Genomic DNA, 25,621 nt, shown 5'->3' with positions numbered 1-25,621 from the left:
CCGTTTCATTTGGTTATCCATTCAATATATAATTTGATGCTACCCGCTCGAAGTCTTTAAGCTGGGCGGCCTGCCATGTTTCGTCCTTTCCCCGTTCCTTTGCTAAAACAGCGGCCACGGCAGGAGCCATTTGCATCGCGGCACGTGCATCCATAAAGAGCACACGCAACCGGCGTGCCAAGACATCCTCCAGGGTCCGGGCCATTTCGTTCCGCACGATCCAGGCGATCTCTCCTCTGGTAAAAGCGTATTGGGGATGCAGCCTTTCGCCCATCTCCGGCGAGGAAGCCGTTAAAACCCGTATCTCGTCCGCATCCGTCCCGTAAACATACAACGGATCGGAGAAATCCGGATTCGGACGGGAACCGTGAACCGGATAATGCTCCGTCACACACTCCCGTGTCGGGATATGCATATAACGGATCGCATAGTCCAACGTATCCTGCGCCATCTTCCTGTATGTCGTCCATTTTCCCCCGATAATCGTTATTAAACCGGACTTTTCCCGGATCAGTTTATGGCTCCGGGAGATTTCCTTTGTCTTCTTACCCTCATTACGGGGAGCCGCAAGCGGCCGGAGGCCGGCAAACACGGAGAGGACATCGCTCCGCCGGGGAGCCCGTGTCAGGTACTTCCCTGCGGTATCGAGTATAAATTGTATTTCCTGTTCGAGTGCGACCGGCTCCGTCTCGGCATGCTCCATCAACGTGTCGGTCGTGCCGACTACCACCTTATTATGCCAGGGGACGGCAAAGAGCACGCGCCCGTCGGATGTCTTCGGGATCATCACGGCACAATCGCTTTCCAGGAAAGAAGCATCTAAAATCAGATGCACTCCCTGGCTGGGACGCACGGTCGGGCGATTGCCCGGCTTGTCCATCTGCAGGATATCATCGGCAAAAACACCTGTTGCATTGATCACGGAACGGGCTTGCACGGAATAGACCGTACCCGTTTCTTCGTCACGGACCTGCACACCGGACACTTTGCCTTCTTCTTTCAGGAGAGAGATTACATTCATATAATTCAAGACACATGCACCGGCATCGACCGCCGTACGCACGAGGTTAATGGCCAGGCGCGAATCGTCAAACTGCCCGTCATGATAAAGCACACCCGCCGTCATCCCCTTGCGGCGGAGCATCGGGACTGTCCGGACCGCCCGTTTAGGACCGATGCAGACAGATCTTCCGAGACTGAGACCACGCGCCATCAGATCATAAAGCACCAATCCGACCGTATAAAAAGGTCCCTCCCACCAACGGTAGCAAGGGATCAGGAAAAGTTGGTCTTTCACTAAATGGGGAGCATTATGCCGGAGCAGCCCCCGTTCACGAAGCGCTTCACGAACCAAAGCGATATCGCCTTGTGCCAGATAACGGACACCTCCATGCACCAGTTTCGTACTCCGGCTGGAAGTTCCCTTCGTAAAGTCCGAGCGCTCAAACAAAGCCACACTGTATCCGCGGGTCACGGCGTCGAGCGCCACACCCAGACCGGTAGCGCCGCCGCCAATCACGACAAAATCAAAGATCTTGCCTTTGTCATACAATTGAGAAATGATAGATTCCCGTTCCATATCCCGCGTCATTAAAAGTTAACACTTACAAATCTAACAAATAAATTCCGATTATGGTTCCAACGGCATAAAAAAGAAACACACAGGCATAAAAAAAGAAATGCATGGGCATGGAATGACAATTCCATAACCATGCATTTTTATTGCACTCTAAGGCAAATCGCCCTTTACTCGAACATCTTATCGATGCCCCCCACGTCTGTCGGCGTCTGCTTCCGTTCCTCCTCGGAGGTCATCTTACACGGATTCTGATATTGTTCGGGGATCTCGAAATCTTCTTCCTGCGAATAGCCCAACGTTTTATCGGCATAGACTTTCTGCATATAAAGCCCATAGATCGGCAGAGCCATGCTGGCTCCCTGTCCTTCCGCCATCCGGTCGAAGTGGATGGAACGGTCTTCGCCACCGACCCAGACACCGGACACCAGGCTCGGCGTAAAGCCCATAAACCAACCGTCGGAGTTGTTCTGTGTCGTACCGGTCTTTCCTCCCATCGGCGCTTTGATGCCGTAACGGAAGCGGACACGGCTACCGGTGCCGCCGTCTATAACGTTTTTCAGCATGTGAAGCATCTTATAGGAAGCATCTTCCGTCAACACCTCGCTCATCTGGGGGTTGAAGTTGGCAATCGTATTTCCGGACATATCTTCTATACGGGTCACGTACAACGGCTCTACACGGATTCCTTTATTGGCAAAAGTCGTATAGGCACTGACCATCTCGCCCACCGACACATCCGGAGTACCCAGACAAATCGAAATCACCGGGTCCATCTCGTTCTTCAAGCCGAACGAATGCAGCAGACGGACGAACGTATAAGGAGATAACTGGCTCATCAACCAGGCAGTCACCCAGTTGTCCGAGTTCTGCAACCCCCACTGTACGGAAACCATTTCTCCTATCAGTTTCTTATTCGCATTACGGGGTTCCCAAAGCCTGCCGTTCTCATCGGTCAACCGTTGTTGAACATGCAGCATCTCGTCGCAAGGGCTGATCCCCTCGATCATCGCCAGCGAATAAAGGAACGGCTTGATAGTAGAACCGATCTGGCGTCGTCCTCCATTCACCATGTCGTATTGGAAATCATTATAATCGATGCCTCCTACATAAGCCTTCACATGACCGGTACGCGGGTCCATCGACATAAACCCGGTACGCAGGAAACTCTTATGATAACGGATCGAGTCCATCGGTGACATGATCGTATCGATCGCTCCGTTCCAACTGAAGACACGCATTTCGACAGGTTCGTTGAAAGCCGCCTTGATCTCCTTTTCACTTGCTCCGCCTTTTTTCATCGCGCGGTAACGATCTGTCTGATGCATCGCACGCATAAAGATCGTATCGACTTCACCTTGCCGCAAATCACGTGAGAACGGAGCATAATTCTTGCCTTTCTTTTCCTTGAAGAAAGCAGGCTGCAAATACTCCCCGATATGTTCACGAACAGCATCTTCGGCATATTTCTGCATACGGGAATCGATCGTCGTATAGATTTTCAACCCGTCCGTGTACAGGTTATAAAACTCTCCGTCAGGTTTCTTGTTTTTATTACACCAGCCATACATCGGGTTTGTTTCCCAAGCAAGCGAGTCTTCCTTGAACTGCTGCATCTGCCATCCCCGGTAATTTTTACATTCAGGTTTCTTCGCCGTCAAGGTCAGACGCAGGAACTCGCGGAAATAAGGCGCCAAACCGTCTTTATGGTCCATACGGTTGAAATGTACGGTAAGTGGCAACTTTTTCAGAGAATCGCACTCGGCCTGTGTGATGTAACCGGCTTTCAGCATTTGTTCCAGAACCGTATTCCGACGCCCGCGTGTCCGTTCATTATGACGCACAGGATTGAAATAAGAAGGATTCTTACACATCCCGACCAGCGTCGCCGCTTCCTCGATCTTCAATGTCTTGGGCGTTTTTCCGAAATAAACGCGGGCAGCCGACTGGATGCCGACTGCATTATAAAGGAAGTCGAACTTGTTCAGATACATATTGATGATCTCTTCCTTCGTATAAAAGCGTTCCAACTGAACGGCAATCACCCATTCGATCGGCTTCTGGAACAGACGTTCCATCACATTGTCGGCACTCGGCGAGAAAAGCTGTTTAGCCAACTGCTGCGTAATGGTACTACCGCCACCGCCACTTTTCTGCATCAGGATTCCACGTTTCACGACCGCACGGAACAGTCCCTGCGCGTCGATACCGCTATGCTCCGCAAAACGGACATCCTCGGTTGCGATCAATGCTTTCACCAAATCCGGCGAAAGGTCGTTATAGTTGACAAAAATACGATTATCCTGACTGTGGGCATAAGTTGCGAGTGTCTTTCCATCCGATGATATCACTTGCGAAGCATATTTATCAATCGGATTTTCAAGCTGTTCGACCGGAGGCATATAGCCTATCGAGCCTTTGGCTATCGCTGAAAACAATAAAACTACAGCACCTACTGCTATGGCAAACAGCACCCAGAACGAAATTATAATACCTTTTGTTACCTTTGAAGCCACTTTTCTCTATCTTTCTTGTTTTGGGCACAAAGGTAATAATTTATAGGACACTCCTTCACCACTGTAGCAAGCAATTTATGTTAAACCAAATACTTCGCCAATAAATAGCCGCCGCCTAACAACCAGACATACAATACTGCCGCCAAGATAAAAGGCTTCGCTCCCGCTTTTTTAAACTTTTCGATGCTGGTTTCCGTTCCCAACGCCGTCATCGCCATCGTCAACATAAACGTATCTATATTATTGATCCCGTCCACAACCGTATGAGGCAACAGGTCAAAAGAGTTGAAACCGATCACGGCCAGAAAACCGAAAGCGAACCAGGGGATCGTGATCTTGCCCCGTTTTGCGGGAGCGGCAGCCGTTCCCTTTACGCCACCGGATACGGCTTTCACGGCAGTACGCGCCAAAGCAAAACTCATTATCACCAAGACGGGAGCCAGCATCATGACCCGAATCATTTTCACGATAATAGCCGTATCCGAAATTTCTTTCCCCATAGCATTCCCCGCTCCCACGACATGCGCCACCTCGTGCAAGGTCGATCCGGTATAAAGCCCCATCTGTTCAGGTGTCAGGTCCAATATGCCTGCACGGTACATGGCCGGATAGATAAACATCGACAAAGTGCCGAAAATAACGACTGTCGAAACAGCCACCGCTGTTTTATGCGGCTCGCTTTTCACGACCGGCTCGGCTCCCAATACGGCAGCAGCCCCACAGATCGCGCTACCGGTGGATGTCAGCAAAGCGAGATCTTTATCCATTTTCAGCAAACGCCCGACAAACAAACCTATGAATATGGTAGCCGCCACTATAATCGCATCGATCAGGATGGCCGGAAGCCCGATCTCGACCACGCTCTGGAATGTCAGCCTGAAACCATACAACACGATACCGGCACGCAACACCTGCTTCGTACAAAACAAAATACCGGGCACCCATGTCTCAGGCAGATGGTTGCGCAAACTGTTCGCATATACCATTCCCAACAGGATACCGACGATCAGAGGACTGAAGGATAGATTTTTGACAAAGGGAAACTCTGCTATGTAAAAAGCAGAACAAGAGAAAAGGGCGATCAACAGAATGCCATGAAGTACGTTACTCCTTTTTTCGCTAAACATATTCAATCAAGTTTAAAATCCATTATTTTTTAAAACCGTGACAAAAGTAAGGCTTTTTTCCTCTATCCTTTCCTAATATGTTTTTATAGAGTATAACATCAGGTTATCGCCAGTTTTGGCAGGCATATCGGATGAAGCTCTCTTCCACTCCCCCGTTCTGTCCCTGCGGCTCGGCAAAGGTAAACATCCGTTCGGCGCGGAACCCCTCCACTTCGATCACCTTCAGCCTGCCGGACATCAATTCGCGGGTCACGGCACGGATAGAAACAATTCCCAACGCCTCGGAGTTCTCCAAAAACAACTTAATACTTTCCGTACTCCCCATCTGCAACACCACATTCAGTTGCGAAAGTTTCACCTGATGTTCCGCCAGGGCAGCTTCCACCACATCCAGCGTTCCCGAACCGTTTTCGCGCAGGACAAGAGGCAGCGTACGGAGCTGTTCGAGCGAAATCTCGTCATAGGCCGCCAATGAACTGCCCGTATGCGCCACGACGACCAGTTCGTCTCTCATAAAAGGGGTATAGTGAAGCGTGCTCTGGTGCGCCGTTCCTTCGACCAGGCCAAGGGTGATCTTTCCCTCCCGCAAGGCCTGTTCGATATCGCGGCTGTTCCCGTTCAGCAAAGAGACTTTTATCTCCGGGAACTTCTTGATAAAAGAGGCGAGGACAGGCGGCAGCACATATTGGGAAATCGTCGTACTTGCCCCCAACCGCAGTTCCCCGGCAAAATTATCCGTCAACAGGTTCATCTCGAAATCCATCTGCCGGTATGCAGCCAACAGCTGTTTCGTATGCGACAACAACAATTCACCCGCATGGGTCAGTCCGATATGGCTTCCCACCCGATCGAACAACGGTGTTTTATATTGCACCTCCAATTCATGAATATGCTTGCTGATGGCTGGCTGACTGATAAACAACTCTTTTGAAGCCTTCGTAAAGCTCAAATTCGTGGCTACGCTGTGAAATACTTTCAGACGAAAATCCATAAATATATTACTTTTTACTTTACCAAACTCATTAACGTGTCATAACTGTCAATCTTGCCATACTTAACTTCGGAGAAACTCTGATTTAGAAGACAATCTGCTATCAAGGTCATCTACTACACGTTCATTTATATTTTTTATTAGTTTAGGGCTCCATACTACTCAATCAGGCAAATGTTTCATGACAATTGCAAAGATACGCACAAATGGAGTAATATTTATTAAGAATGATTGTCTTTATGGTAGAGTTATTTGAAACAATGGAAAAATACAGCAAACTAAAGAAGTTGGCTCGTTTCTATATCGTTACCCATTGTTACACTCTTCTTCTTCAAAAATCTATTATTCAATAGATTACCATCACATTTCTTGTTTTCCATACTAACCATATCCAAAATCATTCCCATGATTATGCCTGCATCCTCCGATATTCTGCCGGGGTGTATCCCACGCTCCGCTTGAATACGCGATTGAAATGCTGGGAGTATTGGAATCCCATGTCGAATGCGATTTCGCTGATCGTTTTGTTTGTTCCTAAGATCTGCTCTTTGGCGACATCTATGATTTTATCCTGAATATACTCCTGCGCTGTCTTGCCCGATTCTTTTTTTACCAAATCCCCGAAATAATTGGGCGACAGACAAACTTTGTCCGCAAAATATTTGACTGACGGCAATCCGTTTTGCCGCAAGCGTTCATCTTGGAAATACTCGTCCATCAGACGCTCGAACCGTACCAGTATATCGTGGTTTACCGTTGAACGAGTCTCGAACTGTCGGTCATAGAACCGCATACAGTAATCGAGCAGCAATTCGATATTGGTTGCAATCAACCGTTTGGAGTGCTTGTCGATGGAGTGTTCCAACTCAAGACCGATCTTATCGAGGCAATCCGTGAAAATAGTGCGTTCCCGCTCGGAAAGATGGAGTGCTTCGTTCGAGTCGTAAGAGAAAAATGAATATTGTTTGATTTCGCACCCTAAAGCCGTTCCCCGAATCAAGTCGGGATGAAAAAGCAATCCCAATCCCGAAGGTTTCATGCCCCGTTCCATATCGACATTGGCTATTTGTCCGGGAGCGAAAGCGATAACACTTCCCTCCTGATAGTCGTAAGTCTGACGTCCGTAACGAATCGTCCCGCACTTTGCATCTTTCAGATAAATACAATAAACACCATAATTGAACCGGAAATGTTCCGGCCATACCGGAGCTTTCGATAAATCGACAACGGCAACCAAAGGATGCAAAGTTTCCAACCCGAATAACTTATTATATTGATCGATTGTATCGACCTTTATTACTTCTTCCATAGCAATTATCATTTTGTTTTGTGCAAAAATAAGGATTCCACATAAATATCCGACACCTTCCGATGTGAAAACCGGAATACGGTTACAAATATCCGTAATACGTATACAGAACCGTCATTTCGACTACATCCTATTCATTACAAGTGTTTTATATCCCGATTTTATAATCCGTAATACTGTTACTTCAATCCGTAATCGGGATACAGCGGGAGCAGCCGAAACGCCCTACCTTTGCCGCAGAGAAATCAAAATAATATGAACATTTAATTTTTAGAACGATGAGAAAGTTACTATTTTTCCCTTTTCTACTGCTCGCTTTGACAGCGACAGCTTGTAACGGAGATCCTATCGAACCGGAAGGCTCTGCCACCGAACAACCCGAAACACCGGGAAACGATAATGATGAAGATGAAACGCCGGATAATGACGGACGTTATCTGGTGCTTTACTGTTCACGCACGAGCAATACGGAAAGTGTGGCGCAGCGAATCGGAACGACACTCGGCTGCGATCTTATCGAAGTGGAACCCGGAACGCCCTACGACACGGATTACAATGCCATGTTGGAGCGTTCACAACAGGAACAAGCGGCTATCGAGACGGGAAATTTTCCGCCGGTGAAAACCTCGGTCGAGAGTTTCGAGGAGTATGACATTATTTTTATCGGTTATCCTATCTGGTATAGCCATATGGCAACGCCGATGCAGACCTTCTTGCATGAACACGCGGCAAAACTGGCAGGCAAGCGCATCGCATTGTTCGCAACCAGTGGAAGTAGCGGAATATCGACTTCGGTCAGTGACGCCCGGAAACATTGTCCCGACGCGACTTACACGGAAAGCCTGTTGCTGACATCGGGCACTCTTTCCCAAGCGGAAAGCCGTGTAGCGGAATGGTTATCTGAAATTGAAGTTACAACAAAAAACTGACCAAATGAACAAATACATGACGGACTGCAATATGCCCATTGTGCCGTCGCAGTAAAGGAGAAATATAAAATGAAAAATCAACCGTCAATAGCATTAGGAACATGGTCGTGGGGCGCAGGATTCGCCGGTGGCGACCAAGTATTCGGGAACAATCTCGGAGTGGAAGAACTGAAACCCGTATTCGACGAGGCGATGGCCAACGGGCTGAACCTCTGGGATTCCGCCGTGGTGTACGGCATGGGAGCTTCGGAAACGGTGCTTTCGACATTTACGAAAAACTGCAAACGGGAGGATATACTTATCTCGACCAAGTTCACACCGCAGATTGCGGGCGACACGGAGAACCCGGTAGCGGATATGCTGGCAGGAAGCCTCGAACGCTTCGCCACCGATTACATCGACATCTACTGGATACACAACCCGGCCGACGTGGAGAAATGGACGCCTTACCTTATCCCGTTGGTAAAAAGCGGAAAGGTAAAGCGGGTCGGCGTCTCCAATCACAACCTCGCGCAGATCAAGCGTGCGGAGGAGATTCTCTCGAAAGAAGGGGTACATATCTCTGCCGTGCAGAACCATTACAGCCTGCTCTACCGTTCGTCGGAAAAGGCCGGTATTCTGGATTATTGCAAAGAACATAATATCGACTTCTGGGCCTACATGGTATTGGAGCAAGGAGCGTTGAGCGGGAAATACGATACCACGCACCCACTGCCCGCCGGCAGCCAGCGGGGTGATACCTACAATCCGCTGTTACCGCAAATCGAGCGGCTCGTTGCCGTGATGCGCACCGTGGGCGACAAGTACGGCATCACGCCGGCGCAGGTGGCTCTGGCATGGGCGATAGCGAAAGGCACGACACCGATTATCGGCGTGACGAAGCCCTCGCAAGTGCAGGACGCCTTGCAAGCGACAAAGGTTTCCTTGACTGCCGACGAAATGCAAAGTTTGGAAAATGCAGCCGAAAATACCGGTGTCGATACGAGAGGCTCGTGGGAAATGCCGATGATCTGACACGTTCACATGAAAAAGAATATGGATAGTCGAAAGATTTTGGTCGCCTATTTCTCTTGTAGCGGTACGACGAGAAAAGCTGCCGAGGAATTGGCAGCGGCGACAAATTGCGAGAAGAATCTTCGCAAAGCGTACCCCGGAATCGACTGGTGTACGGGAAAACTCTTGAACGGGAAGCTGGCGAAAGCGCAATTTGCGGAGTGGCTCGCCAATGTAAACGATGAAAAGTAACGGGTATGGGAAAGGGATTCATTCTGTATATCGTCATGTCCATACTCTTTATGAGGCAAGCCGGGGCACAACAGACTATCGACGTGCATTGCCATAACATATTGCCCGGCTATATGGCAGTGCTGGAAAAACATGATGCCACGATGGAGGAGACCTTTCCGCTTCCCGCGTGGGATGTGGAATCGCATATCGCTTTCATGCGCAAAGCGGGAATCGAATATTCCGTCTTGACGATGCCCGCTCCGCAACCGTGGTTCGGAGATACGCAGGAGAGCCGACGGATTATTCGGGAGTACAACGAGTATTGTGCCCGACTGAAAGAAACCTATCCGGGGAAATTCAAATTTTGTGCGGCATTGCCCTTGCCCGATGTGGACGCGGCTATCGAAGAGGCGATTTATGCACTCGACACACTTGGAGCGGATGGCGTCAAGCTGGCCACGAACAGCCGGGGACAATATATCGGGGATGAAGCACTCGACCCGTTGATGGAGGTCTTGAACCGTAGAAATGTTACCGTAATCATTCACCCGCACAAGCCCACGCCGGTCAATGACGGCATTATAGCCACCGCCCCGCTTGCGGTCTATGAATATCCGGCTGAAACGACCCGTGCCGTTGTCAATATGATTTCCCGTAACGTGTTGGTACGCTATCCGAACATCAAGATGATTGTTCCTCATTGCGGGTCGTTTTTGCCGATGGCGATCCCCCGCATGAAGGCTATTCATCCGGCTATGCAGGCAAAGGGATTTATGGGTTCGATTGACTGGGACGGTAATTTATCCCGTCTGTACTATGACCTTGCCGGAGGAGCAAGCCCCGAAATCGTGAAAATGATGCTGACAATCACCTCGCCGGATCACATTCTCTACGGCTCGGATTATCCTTATATGCCGGACGGTGTATTGCTTGGAAACCTGCAACGGATGCGTGAACAATTTACCGCAGACAAGGAATTGTCGCCCTATTCGGAACGGTTCTTCTCGGAAAACGCCCGCAATTTATTCAACAAATAATATTTGAAAACAATGAAAAAAGTATTTCTCGGCTTATTGCTGGTCGTCGTTTCGTTCTCAGCAAAAGCCCAAACAACCGAAAAAACGGATGATTACCTGCGTGTGCCTTGCCACCATGCAGCAGTTGCCCCAACTGAAAGGTCATGCAGGGGCGGCACTCAATGTCGGTGTAACACCTATTGAATTGCGCGAAGCGATTTACCAGTGTTCTCCAATTATCGGATTCCCGAAAGTGCTGAATGCGTTGGAAGCCGTTATCCAGTGTATGCCTTACATCGGCTTTCCTGCCGCATTGAAAGTTTGAATAGAGTTGTTTGACGAGATGCAAAGCGCAGCAGTTCAGTTCAGTTACACGGTCGCTCAATCGCTACCAACAACTTCCTTAATCTCCGCTTCGTACTGTCTTCAGACAGATACATAAAAGTTTCTTATCCGCAGCAAGGATAATCAAAATGTCACTACTACCCCATCAAAATCGGATTTCTATCCCATGTTTTTAGAATAGTATTGCGGGTAATATTTTTTAACATAACAAATATACAGCCTTATCGTAATACATATAGCAAAACGATATTTGTCCAAAACTGCACATCTGCATTGTTTAGGCACGAACTCAAATAAAGTCAATTATTATTTCACAAGGATAAATTTTACAATATCCCCTGTTTTTTCTATTTCAATCGAAAAGCTGAACGCTTTCAGATTGACTTTTACACACCGAAGCGGCGCTTTTCGTGGCATATATGCAAAAGGTCCGCTTGGAAAATGAAAAAAGCCGGCTGTTTGTCAATCTTTTTACCGGAATTCCCGACATTCCGACAAAGCCAAACTCCCGGAGAATCGGATATCCGGGGAAACAAAAGGGAGAGTAAGGGAATATGGAAAGAAATCCGAGGGTATTTTCAAGGATTCCGGCACCCCGTTTCCGTGACGACCGTCTTCATCGCCGTAAAGACGGACTTCATCGCCCTAGGATGCCGACTTCACCCTATACAAAGACGGTCGTCATGGCAACGAAGACCGTCTTCGCGGGAAAAAACTGCGCACCTCACGGGAACAAGCTTTTCCTAACCACCTTTTAAACAGAAAACAGACCTCTGCAAACCGTTTATTTTAACTCAGATTTTGCAATTTCAGATCGTTTTTGACAATAAGGGGGCTCGCCACGCAATCCTAATCTTACTTTGTCTATCTTTTTTTAAACCACGACCCAATCTTCAAATGGCAAAACGGAATGAGCACTAAACGGATTATTCAAAAAAGGCAACAGATCACCTTCGTCATCTCCGGCTTTTTCATACTTTTGTATATTATAATTCTTGACAGAAGCATACATAAGATAAATATGAAAAGGAAAAAGAAAATACTGACGATCATCGTTCTGGCAACCATAACCCTGATATTCATACTCCCGGCTATCGGGTTCAGCATTCTGAACTGGGGAGTATTGCCGCCGGAGAAGCTGACGCCGCTGGTTATCGAGCAGGCTAATAAGTTCATTGATGCACATTTGGATTGCGAACGGGTGGAACTGACCTATTTCGAAACCTATCCTTATTTAGGCGTGAAACTGACAAACGGCCACCTGATCTCGCACGCAGCCGAAGATTCGACCGCCCATGAAGAAGAACTGGCGATTCCTTCCGATTCGCTGCTTGCTTTCAGCCGGGCAACCGTGTCTTTGCAACCCCTCGATTACCTTTTCGGCGGCAAGATCACGATCAAGGACTTTTCCATCGAGAACCCGCGTTTCTACGGATTCGTCAATAAAAACGGACGTGCGAACTGGGATATCTACAAAAGCGAGACCGATTCGACAGAGGCCGATACAGACAAAAAAACCTTGCCACCTATCGACTTGCAAAAGGTACGCATTTACGGAGGACATTTCACGTATGACGACCGCCAGTCAGACCTTTTTACCGAAATTCAGGGCTTCTTCGTGCGTCTCGACGGCTCATTGGCTGGAGGAGCCAATACGCTCGATTTTGAAACGGGCTGTTCATCCCTTTTATTCAGCAACCCGACTTATACGCTGAAGAACGACTTGTCGCTTCGTCTCAGAAGCCGGTTAGTGCTCGCCGAACACTACAATTCGATTACCTTGAAAGATGCGGAATTGAAGGTAAACAATCTGCCTTTCACTGCCGACGGCGCCATACGCCACTTCCCGGAAGACCGGCGCACCCGTATCGATATGGATATGGGATTGAAAATTTCGGATATGAACGATCTGCTGAAATTCATACCCGATGCGTATTTCCAGAATCGCGGCAAGACACTGGCGGAGGGTTCGATCCTTATGGAAGGAAACATTCACGGGTTCTTAGGGGACAGTATCGTGCCCAACGTGAACCTGTGTTGCAAAATAGAAAACGGTTCCTATCATATCAAAGACATCAAGCAAGGTATCGACACACTGGAAATGGATCTGGATATCCATCTAAACGGACCTTTCCCGGATTCTTCTTTCGTCTCGCTCGAACAACTCACGATGAAAGGACTCAACACTTCATTGGATATGCAAGCCAAAGTCACCAACCTGTTCAAGAACCCGGCTGTCCGGGTCGGAATGAAAGGGAAGGTGGATTTCACCCGGTTGGGCCAGGAATTCCTTAATCCGGACACGCTGTTGGTGGAAGGCGCAATGGATGCAGACCTGTCGACCGCTTTTACCGTGAATGACCTTGTCGAAAGCCGGTTCGGGAAGATACACAGTTCGGGAAAACTCGACATTGACAAACTGAAAGCGTTCAGCCAGCCGCTCGGTATGGATATTTTCATTTCCGGCGCCCATCTGTCAATCGACACGACACATCAGAAAAGCCTCTACATCGAATCGTCCAACCTGATGAGGATGACGATGGGAATAGACAGCCTGAACATCCGATATAAAGATCAAATCAGCACGAACATAAGCAAATTGGAAATGCTTGCTCAGACATCGCCTGTTATCGACACGACAGCCGTCATACCGATGACCGGACGATTGGCTTTCAGTCATCTGAGAACCCGCACGGCCGATTCCGTCTGGATCGTAGCCGGACGTTCCGAACTGAAAGGCGGCATCAAACCGTCCGCTTCCGACAAACTAACCCCGACAGCTGCCGCCGTTATTTCGATCGACACGCTGAAATACATCAGTGTACCTCTGCGGACAGGACTCTCCCTGACGGAAAGTTCGTTTACGATCGAGGCCCTTCCCTACCGGGATGCACGGCGCCAGCAGATGGCAAACCGGCAACGGCGCATACTGACCGACGAACAACGTGCACGCTTGGCTGAAAAGAGAAAGGACATGGCCGGGAAAACCGCCGCCGGCGACAGCACCGGAACAGAAAGCCAATTCTTGCGCAAATGGGAAGCACGGGGCAGCATCTCTTTCAAACAAATGCGGGGGTTCAGCCGCATGTTCCCGCTCCCGATGTGGATGGAGCCGACGACGATGAAGTTCAACACAAACGACATCACACTGACAGATGCCCGCCTGCATCTCGGCAAAAGCAATTTTACCCTTAACGGCGAGATCAGCCAGATCCGGAGGGCGATGCTTCGCGGAGGAAAATTGAAAGGAGATTTCAATCTGAGTTCGGACTATATCGATTGCAACCAGTTGATGCAGGCGATCAACAACGGTATGCAATATGCGGTAAACTCGGAACTGCCGGTACTCAGTGATGAAAATATCGCACAACTCAATACCGAATCGCTGCAAGATAGTATCGCGCAGACGGGAACCGACACGACCAGCCAGTTATTCGTTCTTCCCGCCTTTCTCGACATGGCTCTCCATACGAACGCAAAACGCATCGATTTCAAGGATTTGGAATTAGAGAACGTGGTCGGCGAGATTGTCCTGCGCGATCAGAGTATCAACCTGAGCAAGCTCAACATACAATCCAATATGGGGAACGGAAACCTGACAATGGTCTACCGGGCTAAGAACGGACAGGAGGCGACCGCCGGTTTGGACCTTGATATGGAAGATGTGAAAGTGGAGAAGCTGATCGCCCTCTTTCCTTCCATCGACACATTAGTCCCGATGCTCCGTTCGTTCGAAGGCGTCTTGGATTGCCAGGTCACGGCTACCTGCAAGATAGATTCGACCATGTCTCTCATTATGCCGTCCATCAACTCGTCTTGCTATCTGCACGGGAACAATATGGTACTGCTCGATGGAGAAACATTTACCGAAATATCCAAGACACTGATGTTCAAAAACAAGAAGCGGAATATGATAGACAGTATTTCAGTGGACCTTGCCATCAAAGACAATAAGATCGAAGTTTTCCCATTCCTGGTGGAGATGGACCGTTACAAAGTGGCTGTCGGCGGAACGCACAATCTGGATATGACATTCAATTACCATCTATCGGTCCTCAAATCGCCCGTTCCTTTCAAATTAGGAATCGACATCACCGGCAACCTGGATGATTTCAAATATAAGATCACGAAATGTAAATACAAGGATATATTCAAGCCGGCCAAGCAGGCGGAACTGGACAGCACACGCAAGAATATCCGGAAAGATATCCGCGACGCAGTACGCAAACAGATCGAGGAAGCGGCACCGGAGTTAGGGAAAAACTTAGCTTTGGTAAAGGCTGCGGAGGAAAGGGAACCTTAACGGTTCCCGTACATCTGCTCATAATATTTCATATAGTCTCCTCCCGTGATGTCTTCCACCCACTTCTGGTTGTCCAGATACCAACGGATCGTCTTGACAATTCCGGTTTCGAAAGAAGTTTCAGGTGTCCAGCCCAGTTCGTTTGTGATCTTTGTCGGATCGATGGCATAACGCTGGTCATGGCCCAAGCGGTCTTTTACAAAAGTAATCAGGCTGTCGTTGATCCAGTCGATGGAAATCCGCCCGTCCGCACCGATCTCTTTTTTCTTCAAAATCAGGCGGTATTCGGGTTGTTCCGTCATCAACCGGCGAATGGTGCTGATTGTCAACTTCACGATCTCGATATTCTGCTTCTCGTTATGGCCGCCCACATTGTAGACCTCCCCTGCCCGTCCCTTATGGATCACCAGGTCGATAGCCTTGCAGTGGTCTTCCACGTACAACCAGTCACGTACATTTGTCCCGTCACCATAAACCGGAAGCGGCTTGCCTTCGAGGATATTTTTAATAATCAGCGGTATCAGCTTTTCCGGGAAATGATACGGACCGTAGTTGTTGGAACAGCGGGTGATGCTGACCGGCATCTTATAAGTTTCGGAGTAAGCTTGTACAAACAGGTCGGCACTCGTTTTGGATGCACTGTACGGACTGCGCGGGTCCAGCGGAGTCGTTTCATGGAAATAGCCTTCGGCCCCCAGGCTACCATACACCTCGTCAGTAGATACCTGGTGGAAACGGACCCCCTCGCGCCATTCGGGATAACCGGTAGCCGCTTTGCCCGTCACCCAAGCTTTGCGGGCGGAATCGAGCAGATTTTGCGTACCCAATATATTCGTGACCAGGAAAAGCTGCGGATTCTCGATACTACGATCCACATGGCTTTCCGCCGCAAAATTAACGACATAATCGAACTGGTATTTGGCAAAGAGCCCGTCCGTCAACGCACGGTCGCAGATATCACCTTTTACAAACTCGCAACGCTCCCCGTCGATATCCTCGGCAATCGTTCCGAGATTACCTGCGTAGGTCAGCAGATCCAGAACCACGATCTTTATTTCAGGATATTTCGCCAACATATATTTAATGAAGTTCGCGCCAATAAAACCGGCGGCTCCGGTAACCAAATAAGTCTTCATGTTTATGATTTATGATTTTAGATTTATAATTCGAAATTCAATTCGGCATCCTGCAACAAGGGGGCGTTCCTGTCTTTATCCGACAAGTTAAGGATAGACGGATCCATGATCTTCCAATCCACACCGACCGAAGGATCATCAAAACGCAATCCGCGTTCATGGGTAGGCATATAAGGATTATCGACCTTATAAGTAAAAACAGCCTCCTCGCTCAAAACATGAAAACCGTGGGCGAATCCTTGCGGGATAAAAAACTGACGCTTATTCTCGTCCGACAACTCTACGGCGACATATTTCCCGAATGTCGAAGAACCTTTACGCAGATCGACAGCCACATCCAAAACACATCCTTTTATCACGCGTACCAACTTGGACTGCGAGTAAGGAGCCAGTTGGTAATGCAATCCTCGCAACACGCCTTTCGACGAACACGACTCGTTGTCCTGCACAAATTCCACTTTGCCGATATGTTCTTCAAACTCCGCCTTCTTCCAAGCCTCCATAAAGTATCCACGTGCATCTTTAAACACTTTCGGTTCAATGATCCACACGCCTGGGATTTCAGTTTCAATATATGTCATTATCTTATTGTTTATACTAACAGATGACAAAGTAACTTCTTTTTCCTTACTTCTCCAAACCTCCCCGAATACAAAAAGGGAGAAAAAGATTTGCATATTCCAAATATATTATCTTTCTTTGCACTCGCAAAACCGGAATGGTTATTTTTTAAATGTATCGGTTCCTTGGATGAGTGGCTTAGTCAGCGGTCTGCAAAACCGTGTACGGCGGTTCGAATCCGCCAGGAACCTCTTGGTAATTGAAAATTCAAAATTGAGAATTGGAAATTACTTTTTACTATTTTATTCCGGTTCCTTGGATGAGTGGCTTAGTCAGCGGTCTGCAAAACCGTGTACGGCGGTTCGAATCCGCCAGGAACCTCAAAAAGCAAGAAAGGATTAGAATGAAAATTTCTAATCCTTTTGTTTTTTCAGCTACTTACGTCCTCCGTAATAAAAGGATTGGAAGAAGAATTTTCATAGTTTTCAGCTTTTGTTTTACAATTGTTTTACAGTAAAACGGAGAAAATTACTGTTTCCATGCTTCTACTTTTTTAGTTAGAAAATCTGTTTATCATTTGAATACTAAATTTTATTTCTTATCTTTGATACTGTAAATATAGAAATAATATACCAAAATAAACTATTTATTTAGTATTTGACTTTTAAATACAATTACATGGTTCATCTTGAAAGAATAAAGGAGTTGTGCGAAAAGAAAAACGTAACAATGAAACAGGCTGCTGTTGAATTGGGTATGACAGAGCAGAGCTTGCACAAAATTATCAAAGCAAACTCTACTAAAATAGACACATTATTAAGTATGGCTCAATACTTTAATGTAGAACCTGCTTATTTCTTTGATATACTAAAGAAACAGTATAGTCCAGATGCTTCGGATTTAAAATACATATCCTCGATGCTGGAAACGGATATTCATATCACCGACAGGACCACGCCTAAAGATGTGGCACGGGTATTAATGACCAAAGATGAATTTGATTTCACTTCTACCTATTATTATGGCATCCGGAAAATGGAAGTACAGGAAGAGCTTCAAAAGCTCACTGCTTTTTTAGACAAGCATAATATTCCTATCTCTGATTCCATCAAGAAGGATATTGATGAACTCAAAGGCAGGATTAAGTATTATGAAGGTAAGAGTATTATAGGAAATAACAAGATTTGACCATAAGCTATGGAACAGATATTTAATAAAGAGCAGCAGGAGAAAGCGCAATTCATTATAAATCATCCTTTGGCAAAGCTATCGGATTTGCGTTCAAATGAAATAAAGGACTTAGCCGTTGTATGGTGTTACTATTCAGGAAAAATTGAGGGTAACACTTATACTTATGTGGAAACAGAAGCATTGCTCAAAGATGGCATCACCTCTGAAAAGAAATATGAGGATGCTAAGATGTTGAAGAATTTATATAATACCTTCATCTCTGAACTGGAGTGTATCAATAAAGGGAAAAATCAGGAAGTGATAGACGAGCGTACTTTATTCAGAGTGCATCAATCTATATCTACAGGGTTGGTTTCTGATGAAGAATCAGGCTTTTTAAGAACAAGGGCTGTCCGCATTAGTGGTACTGAATATATACCGCCAAAGAATCTGCATGACATTCGGGTAAAGTTGAACGAAATACTTTATCAACAGGAACAATATACAAATCCATTGGAGCGAGCCGTTTATATTCATTGCAACATTGCCAAACTACAACCTTTTATAGACGGGAACAAACGTACCTCCCGAATGATGGAAAGCATTGCATTGATGAATGCTGATATTATTCCTGTTTATTCTTCAAGGGATGCTGATATACTGAACTACAGGAAAGGACAGATTGCCTTTTATGAAACAGGAAATTATTCTCCGTATGCCGATTACTTCCTGAATAAGCAAGTAGAACGAATTAAAGAAATAGAATAACCATGAGTGAAGATATAAATGTTATGCTGAAAGAGGTGGATGTTCAGAAAGAACAGCTATCAGCTTTACGCCCATTACCCGAAGAAGCCTTGAAAAAGATTCAGGATGCTTTGGATATTGAATATACCTACGAAAGTAATCGTATAGAAGGCAATACGCTCACATTGCAGGAAACAGCCCTTGTAGTGAACGAAGGTGTTACTATTTCGGGTAAGTCCATGCGTGAACATTTGGAAGCTATCAATCATGCGGAAGCTATTAGTTACATTAAAGATATTGCCAAACAAGATATAGAGATAAGCGAGCGAACCATCAAAGAAATACACGCCCTTATTCTTCATGGGATAGACCGTGAGAATGCCGGAAGGTATCGCACTGTTCCGGTTATGATTTCAGGTAGTACGCATATGCCGCCGCAACCTTATCTGATAGAGAAGCAGATGGAAGATTTCATTCTCCGTTTCAAGCAAATGGAAGCAGAAAAGGTGCATCCTGTTCTTATTGCTGCCTATCTACATGATGAATTGGTGCGGATTCATCCGTTTATAGATGGTAACGGGCGTACCTCTCGTCTGTTGATGAACTTGTATCTTCTTCGTCATGGCTATGTTATTATTACCTTGAAAGGTAGTAATGATGCAAAGGTAAACTACTACAAGGCTTTAGAAAAGTCACACGCGGAACATCTGACGGAAGATTTTCAGAAGCTGGTTGTTGAAGCGGAAATAGCTGCATTGCAGAAGTATTTGTCTATCATGGCTTAGATGTGCTCTATGAAAAGATAGTAAAAAGAACTCGGATTTGTGTTAAATACATCCAAGAGTCTATATTATATTTGCTTAATTGTATCTGATTAGTTACATTTGCATTATGAGAGCAACAGATAAAAAGGATAATGATATACGTGAACTGTATTTCTCAGATGAGTTTGCAGAGTTCTACGGTATGTTGCAAGATAAAGTAAAAGCTAAGTTTGAACATACTATGGATATTATCAGAACAGAGTATGTACTTAGTACGAAGTTCGTGAAACACTTGGAGCATACGGACTTGTATGAAATGAGGGTTTCTGTTAATACGAATGAATATAGAACGATTCTTTTTGCTGTTGATAATGAGAACATCATTCTTTCAAAGAAGATACTACTCTTGAATGGTTTTCTGAAGAAATCCACAAAAGACTATAGTAAACAAATAAAGATTGCAGAACGGATATTAAAAGACTTTGAGTTATGAGAAAGTTAGATGAAAATAAGTTAGCTAAGTTGCATACAGCGGGTGAGCTACTGGACAATAAATATGGAGAAGCTGGAACGGATTCTCGAACTTCTTTCCATGAAAAGTCGATTGCATGGTATTATGGTGAGATATTACGTGATCGTCGGAAAGAGTTAAAAATAACCCAACAGGAGTTAGCCGAGAAAGTTGGTACAGCAAGAAGCTATATTGCCCGTGTGGAAAAAGGAGAGACAGATATACAGATTTCGAGCTTCTTTCGTATTGCTCGTGCTTTAGGAATTGAGTTTACTCCCACATTTTTATAGCCATTAACAAAAAATTTAAATAGAATATTTGTTTTACAGTAGCGGAACTATAAATATAATCAATTGAGAATAAAATATTATCTTGGTGGTCTAAAATCCGCCAGGGACCTTAAAAAAGGGGGTATGTCATAAATCTGTATATTAGAACACAGATAACACAGATGAGACGGATTCACACAGATTGATTATTGTTGATCAATAAAAAAAATCTGCGGTTCTCTGTCGGATCTGTGTCATCTGCGTTCCGTTTTCTATTTTTGACACTCCTTCTTTTTTATTTTTGTCCGGTAATTGGGAATTAAAAGGATAAGATTATGCATTACAAGATCACGACACTCGTGGAGAATGCCGTCTACGGGCGGAACTTACAGGCGGAACACGGGCTTTCATTGCTTATTGAAAACGACGGGTATAAACTATTATTCGATACGGGACAGTCGGATCTGTTTATCCGTAATGCGGCACTTTTGAATATCGATATTGCAGAAGTGGATTTCCTTATCCTGTCACATGGACATAGTGATCATACAGGAGGATTGCGGCATTTCCTTTCCGTCAATAAAAAAGCTCCGGTTATCTGTAAACAGGAAGCTCTTTACCGGAAGTTTAAAGATAAACGGGAGAACGGAGTCATTGACTCCAACCTGCTGGATTTATCCCGATTCCGTTTTATCACCGGGCAGACGGAACTTATTCCAGGATTGTTCCTATTCCCGGACCTTCCGGTTATAAATCCTGAAGATACTCACTTCGAACGGTTCTTCACCCAAACACCCGAAGGAGTTGTTCCCGATATTTTCAATGACGAACTGGCGGTCGCACTGATAGCAGAAAACACATATTCCGTATTGAGCGCCTGTTCCCACCGGGGAATCACCAATATTCTCCGGACTATCGGCAACTGTTTCCACGGATATACATTCAAACTCCTGGCCGGAGGTTTTCATATCCACAATGCCCAGGACGAGAAATTCAGTATCATAGCGGACTACCTGAAAAACAATCTGCCGGAACAGATCGGTATTTGTCATTGTACGGGTATAGACAAATACGCGTTGTTCCGGCAGACATTCGGGGACCGTGTGTTTTACAACTACACGGGAAATACGTTTTATTTATAAATCTTGGCAACCCAACCACCGCCGGGAGCCATCTTCACCTTTACCTTGCGATCGGCGGGAACCGGTATGACTTCCTTTTTATAATCGCAAGCGGCACGATCGGCATTGATGCCGTCTCTGAACAATTCCAGTTTATAGTTGCCATCGCCCAAGAAAGACAAGTCAAGCTCCACCTCACGGGCATCCCAGTTTGTCAAAGCGCCCACATACCAGTTATCACCATGAAGGCGGGCAATGGCTACATACTCGCCCACTTTACCATCCAGAGCAACCGTCTTTTCCCATACGGTCGGGATATTGGCGATAAAATCCCTGCATTCGGGTTCCCGGTTATAGTTGGAAGGATTATCGCACAACATGTTCAGCGGAGACTCGAAGATCACGTAAGTAGCCAACTGATGGCAACGCGTTCCCTGGCTCATCGGCTCGGTATAGATCGGAGCATAATTCTTGCGAATCGCATTGCGCATGGCGCCTTGCGTATAATCCATCGGACCGGCAACCATGCGGACAAAAGGAATCGTCACGTCGTAAAGCGGCATATCGTAGCTCTTTTCCGCCCATTTCATATTTTCCAAGCCATGAACGCCTTCGTAGTTGATCACGTTCGGATAAGTACGTTGCAAGCCTGTCGGTTTGCAGATGCCGTGATAATCGACCATCATCTTATATTTTGCACAAGTTTCGGCGCCTCTGTAGAGGAAGTCGATGATCTCTTGGTCGTCACGATCCATAAAGTCGACCTTGAATCCCTTCACACCCATATCGGAATAATGCTTCACCACCTTTTCCAGATCCCGGTCAAACGCGTGGTAGCCCGCCCAGAGAATGATACCTACATTCTTGGATTTGCCATAATCCACCAATTCCGGGATATTGATTTCCGGAATGACCTGCATCAGGTCGGCAGCCAAGTGGACAGACCATCCTTCATCGAGAATCACATACTCGATGCCATGTTCGGCAGCGAAATCGATATAATATTTATAGGTTTCATTGTTGATGCCGGCCCGGAAATCCACATCGTAGATATTCCAGTCATTCCACCAGTCCCATGCCACCTTGCCCGGTTTCACCCAAGAAACATCCTGCAGGCGGCAAGGAGAAGCCAGACGATACACCATATCGCAATCGGCCAACTGCTTGTCATTCTCGGAAACGACAAACACACGCCACGGGAAAGCACGCGTGCCGCTTGTCTTGGCTATATAATCCTCGCGCTCTTCCACCAACATCTGCAAATTATTGTGGCCGCCTTGCTTTTTCACTTTCGGATAAGGGGCGAACACCGGTTTCAACGTCGGCTTGTCAGTCGAGTTATTCAAGAACATACCGGGATAATCTTCCAGGTCCGCCTCAGTGATACAGAGTTTCTTGCCACCGTCCAATTCCACCAGGAACGGAAGGATCATCAGACGTTCGCTGTTCAACTTCGTGATCGGTTCGTGTACATACGGCTGCTCGAAAGAGTTCATGAACTGTTCCTCAAAAGTAACCTTCTTGCTGTTCACATAAGGTGCAAAGGCCGTATGGTCGGAAGAAAAATTATAGTCGGCTTCTTCATCCATCACGACGATATCATTCTTCATCTTCGTCGTGAAACGATAGGCCAGGCCGTCATTATACATACGGAAAACAAGGCCGTAGTTGCCCCGGAACGAAAGTGTCATTTCATTATAGACATCCTGCACTTCCGTCTTTTTATAGAAAGGAGAAGGGATCACTTTATCGACTGCCGCTTTCAGCACTTTCGATACTTTGGGGCTGGCCCCTAAGACAACTCCGTCCTGCAACGTCATGGAGATCGGAGATGCGGCGAGGACTTCCGTCCCGTCGTGTGTAAATGAAAAACGAATATCGTCACCTACCGTAACGACAGCTTGCAGTTTTTTGTCCGGCGATTGCAACTGATAGCTTTTCTGAGCCGTCAGCGACATGCTCCCCATCAGGAAGAGCGCAATAAGAACTTTTAATTTCATGGTTTTCAAATTTTATTAACTGGCGACAAATATACAGGATTAATCAGGAAATGCTTTTGCAAAATTGTCTTATCTTTGTAGATATTGTATCATAATACGGTTATTAAGGAGATAATACCCATGAAAAAGCTTATTTGTTTATTGTTTTGTTGCCTGCTTTTCCTCCCGGCTGCCGCCCAATGGAAATGGCACAACCCGATGGAAGCCGGTTTTCCGGTTATCCAAAATCAAGGATTCACAAAAGAGATCGGAAATTCTTACACGCGCTTGCCCGAACGTGCAAAAGGCGTGGTGAGCGAACCGGTATGGAACCTGTCGCGGCATTCGGCAGGACTCGCCATTCATTTCTACAGTAATGCCCCGCAGATCAAAGTGCGCTACACCGTTACCGGTAGCCTGAATATGCCGCATATGCCTTCGACCGGAGTGTCGGGAGTCGACCTTTACAGCATTAACAGCGACGGGGAATGGCATTTTTGTTTCGGCAACTATTCTTTCAAGGACACGATCACCTATACATATAATAATATAGGCAAAGACCGCTACCACAAACAAGGTTTCGAATACCGGCTTTATCTGCCCTTGTACAACGGAGTGAAATGGTTGGAGATCGGTACGCCCGAAGATGCGAAGTTGGAATTCATCCCGGTTTCTCCCGAAAGGCCGATTGTCCTGTACGGAACTTCGATCGCACAAGGGGCCTGCGCTTCCCGCCCGGCAATGGCCTGGGGAACGATCCTCCAACGTTCGCTGGACTATCCGCTCATAAACCTCGGCTTTTCCGGCAATGGCAAACTGGCGAAAGAAGTGCTGCAATTCATCGGCGAAACGGATGCCCGGCTGTACATACTGGATTGCATGCCAAACTTGCCCAATCAGAAGGAAGAAGAGGTGACCGCTCTGGCGATCGCCGCCGTCAAGCAACTTCGGGAAAAACATTCGGCTCCCATCTTGCTGATCGAACACGGAGGCTATAGCAATATGTATATGGATTCAATAAAATACAACGAAGTCACCCTGGTTAACCGTGCTTCCCGTAAAGCATACGAGCAGATTCAGTCCGAAGGAATTAAAGATATATATTATTTGTCCCGCGAAGACCTGAACATACCGTCCGATGGTTGGGTTGACTATGTGCACCCGTCCGACTTCGGAATGAAGCAACAGGCGGTTGTCGTAGAAAGAAAGGTACGGGAAATCCTGCATATTCCTCTTGGCTCCCTGACCACCACCATCCCCGTCACCCAACGCCGGGAACCGCATATGTACGAATGGCTCTCCCGTCACCGCGCTTTCCTGGAGCAGGTACGCAACCATCCGCCTAAAGCTGTAATCTTAGGCAATTCGATCACCCACTATTGGGGTGGCGAACCGGAACACCGCAACAAGAACGGACGGGAGACCTGGGAAAAAGTCATGCGTCCTGCCGGTTTCCAGAACTTGGGCTGCGGATGGGACCGTATCGAAAACGTGCTTTGGCGTATATACCATGGCGAACTGGATGGCTATAAGGCCGGAAAAGTCGTCTTGATGATCGGCACGAACAATTGCGGCCTGAACAGTGACAAAGAGATCGTCGAAGGCCTCCGCTTCCTCCTTTCCGCCATCCGCCGGCGACAACCGGAAGCCTCCGTCAAAGTGATCGGCATCCTCCCCCGCCGCAATCAGGAGCAATGGGTCAGGAACATCAACTTCGACATTAAGGAGATGGTGGAAACGGAAGGTTACGAATTTGCCAATCCGGGAACAGCCCTATTGCAGCAAGACGGCAAAATAGACGAAAGCCTGTTTATAGGTGACGGCCTCCATCCGAACAACAAGGGGTATGAATTGATTGCCGGAGAGATCTCATCCCCCAACAAAAGTTTTTGAAAAATAATCCTTCATCTGTACACTTAAATATTTTGTATTCACGTTATTACAGATGAAGGAAATAATATTAATACTGCATCTGTCAGCAGCTATTTAAGATCAAATAGCCATTCTCTTAACACAAACCTGCC

20 protein-coding genes, 2 tRNA genes and 1 pseudogene are annotated in these 25,621 nt (G+C 46.7%); 15 read left to right on the top strand and 8 right to left on the bottom strand.

The window, feature by feature from the left end; all coding sequences use genetic code 11:
• Positions 1-13 precede the first annotated feature (13 nt).
• The 5 genes from ACW6QF_RS11925 to ACW6QF_RS11905 form a co-directional block, all read right to left on the bottom strand.
• Positions 14-1,579, bottom strand: a complete 1,566-nt coding sequence (locus tag ACW6QF_RS11925; protein ID WP_456087995.1) for an FAD-dependent oxidoreductase — start codon at positions 1,577-1,579, stop codon at positions 14-16.
• A gap of 167 nt (positions 1,580-1,746) precedes the next feature.
• Positions 1,747-4,092 (bottom strand): transglycosylase domain-containing protein, encoded by a 2,346-nt coding sequence (locus ACW6QF_RS11920; protein ID WP_456087994.1) that lies wholly within the window; start codon positions 4,090-4,092, stop codon positions 1,747-1,749.
• An 80-nt stretch (positions 4,093-4,172) separates the two neighbouring features.
• Positions 4,173-5,219 (bottom strand): YeiH family protein, encoded by a 1,047-nt coding sequence (locus ACW6QF_RS11915; RefSeq protein WP_456087993.1) that lies wholly within the window; start codon positions 5,217-5,219, stop codon positions 4,173-4,175.
• Positions 5,220-5,322: 103 nt separating this feature from the next.
• On the bottom strand, positions 5,323-6,210 hold the full coding sequence (locus ACW6QF_RS11910) for a LysR family transcriptional regulator (protein WP_456087992.1): 888 nt from the start codon (positions 6,208-6,210) through the stop codon (positions 5,323-5,325).
• Between the two features lie 409 nt (positions 6,211-6,619).
• On the bottom strand, positions 6,620-7,519 hold the full coding sequence (locus ACW6QF_RS11905; protein ID WP_456087991.1) for a helix-turn-helix domain-containing protein: 900 nt from the start codon (positions 7,517-7,519) through the stop codon (positions 6,620-6,622).
• A 278-nt stretch (positions 7,520-7,797) separates the two neighbouring features.
• Between ACW6QF_RS11905 and ACW6QF_RS11900 the strand changes: the two genes are divergently transcribed.
• The 6 genes and pseudogenes from ACW6QF_RS11900 (at position 7,798) to ACW6QF_RS11875 (ending at position 15,339) form a co-directional block, all read left to right on the top strand.
• Complete coding sequence (locus ACW6QF_RS11900; RefSeq protein ID WP_298549573.1) at positions 7,798-8,448, top strand: flavodoxin; 651 nt, start codon at positions 7,798-7,800, stop codon at positions 8,446-8,448.
• Positions 8,449-8,517: 69 nt separating this feature from the next.
• Complete coding sequence (locus tag ACW6QF_RS11895; protein WP_456087990.1) at positions 8,518-9,462, top strand: aldo/keto reductase; 945 nt, start codon at positions 8,518-8,520, stop codon at positions 9,460-9,462.
• A gap of 21 nt (positions 9,463-9,483) precedes the next feature.
• The gene (locus tag ACW6QF_RS11890) at positions 9,484-9,693 is read left to right on the top strand and encodes a flavodoxin (protein WP_456087989.1); all 210 of its coding nucleotides are present in this window, start codon (positions 9,484-9,486) and stop codon (positions 9,691-9,693) included.
• A 5-nt stretch (positions 9,694-9,698) separates the two neighbouring features.
• Entirely contained in the window at positions 9,699-10,712 is a 1,014-nt protein-coding gene (locus ACW6QF_RS11885; protein WP_456087988.1) for an amidohydrolase family protein, read from the top strand.
• Positions 10,713-10,743: 31 nt separating this feature from the next.
• Positions 10,744-11,016, top strand: a pseudogene (locus tag ACW6QF_RS11880) (carboxymuconolactone decarboxylase family protein); the annotation flags it as partial.
• Between the two features lie 1,041 nt (positions 11,017-12,057).
• Entirely contained in the window at positions 12,058-15,339 is a 3,282-nt protein-coding gene (locus ACW6QF_RS11875) for an AsmA-like C-terminal region-containing protein (RefSeq protein WP_456087987.1), read from the top strand.
• Here ACW6QF_RS11875 and rfbB read toward each other — a convergent pair.
• Positions 15,336-16,475: a dTDP-glucose 4,6-dehydratase gene (rfbB, locus tag ACW6QF_RS11870; protein ID WP_456087986.1), complete on the bottom strand. Its 1,140-nt coding sequence runs from the start codon at positions 16,473-16,475 to the stop codon at positions 15,336-15,338. The two genes, ACW6QF_RS11875 and rfbB, sit on opposite strands and share 4 nt — an antisense overlap.
• A gap of 23 nt (positions 16,476-16,498) precedes the next feature.
• The gene (gene rfbC, locus ACW6QF_RS11865; RefSeq protein WP_298549584.1) at positions 16,499-17,056 is read right to left on the bottom strand and encodes a dTDP-4-dehydrorhamnose 3,5-epimerase; all 558 of its coding nucleotides are present in this window, start codon (positions 17,054-17,056) and stop codon (positions 16,499-16,501) included.
• Between the two features lie 159 nt (positions 17,057-17,215).
• Here rfbC and ACW6QF_RS11860 point away from each other — a divergent pair.
• From ACW6QF_RS11860 to ACW6QF_RS11825, 8 genes are all read left to right on the top strand, one after another.
• Positions 17,216-17,287 (top strand) — tRNA-Cys (locus ACW6QF_RS11860).
• Between the two features lie 58 nt (positions 17,288-17,345).
• Positions 17,346-17,417, top strand: a tRNA-Cys gene (locus ACW6QF_RS11855).
• 297 nt (positions 17,418-17,714) lie between these two features.
• Positions 17,715-18,224, top strand: a complete 510-nt coding sequence (locus tag ACW6QF_RS11850; protein WP_456087985.1) for a helix-turn-helix domain-containing protein — start codon at positions 17,715-17,717, stop codon at positions 18,222-18,224.
• Between the two features lie 9 nt (positions 18,225-18,233).
• A complete protein-coding gene (locus tag ACW6QF_RS11845) occupies positions 18,234-18,974 on the top strand; it encodes a Fic family protein (RefSeq protein ID WP_456087984.1) in 741 nt (246 codons plus the stop codon).
• A gap of 2 nt (positions 18,975-18,976) precedes the next feature.
• Positions 18,977-19,738 carry a Fic family protein gene (locus ACW6QF_RS11840; protein ID WP_456087983.1) on the top strand — a complete coding sequence of 254 codons (762 nt, stop codon included), beginning with the start codon at positions 18,977-18,979 and terminating at the stop codon, positions 19,736-19,738.
• 106 nt (positions 19,739-19,844) lie between these two features.
• Complete coding sequence (locus ACW6QF_RS11835) at positions 19,845-20,210, top strand: type II toxin-antitoxin system RelE/ParE family toxin (RefSeq protein WP_456087982.1); 366 nt, start codon at positions 19,845-19,847, stop codon at positions 20,208-20,210.
• A complete protein-coding gene (locus ACW6QF_RS11830) occupies positions 20,207-20,518 on the top strand; it encodes a helix-turn-helix domain-containing protein (protein ID WP_456087981.1) in 312 nt (103 codons plus the stop codon). The genes ACW6QF_RS11835 and ACW6QF_RS11830 overlap by 4 nt, the downstream gene beginning before the upstream one ends.
• Positions 20,519-20,832: 314 nt before the next feature.
• Entirely contained in the window at positions 20,833-21,639 is an 807-nt protein-coding gene (locus ACW6QF_RS11825; protein ID WP_456087980.1) for an MBL fold metallo-hydrolase, read from the top strand.
• On the opposite strand, the gene ACW6QF_RS11820 is transcribed toward ACW6QF_RS11825, so the two are convergent.
• Positions 21,630-23,618 (bottom strand): glycoside hydrolase family 97 protein, encoded by a 1,989-nt coding sequence (locus ACW6QF_RS11820; protein WP_456087979.1) that lies wholly within the window; start codon positions 23,616-23,618, stop codon positions 21,630-21,632. The genes ACW6QF_RS11825 and ACW6QF_RS11820 overlap by 10 nt on opposite strands.
• Positions 23,619-23,738: 120 nt before the next feature.
• On the opposite strand from ACW6QF_RS11820, the gene ACW6QF_RS11815 reads away from it, so the two are divergent.
• Positions 23,739-25,490, top strand: a complete 1,752-nt coding sequence (locus tag ACW6QF_RS11815) for an SGNH/GDSL hydrolase family protein (protein ID WP_456087978.1) — start codon at positions 23,739-23,741, stop codon at positions 25,488-25,490.
• The last annotated feature ends 131 nt before the right edge of the window (positions 25,491-25,621 follow it).

The sequence above is a fragment of the Parabacteroides sp. genome (genome assembly GCF_977054455.1).
The sequence above is the reverse complement of the archived record's forward strand: the minus strand, read 5'-3'. Positions and strand labels throughout refer to the sequence as shown.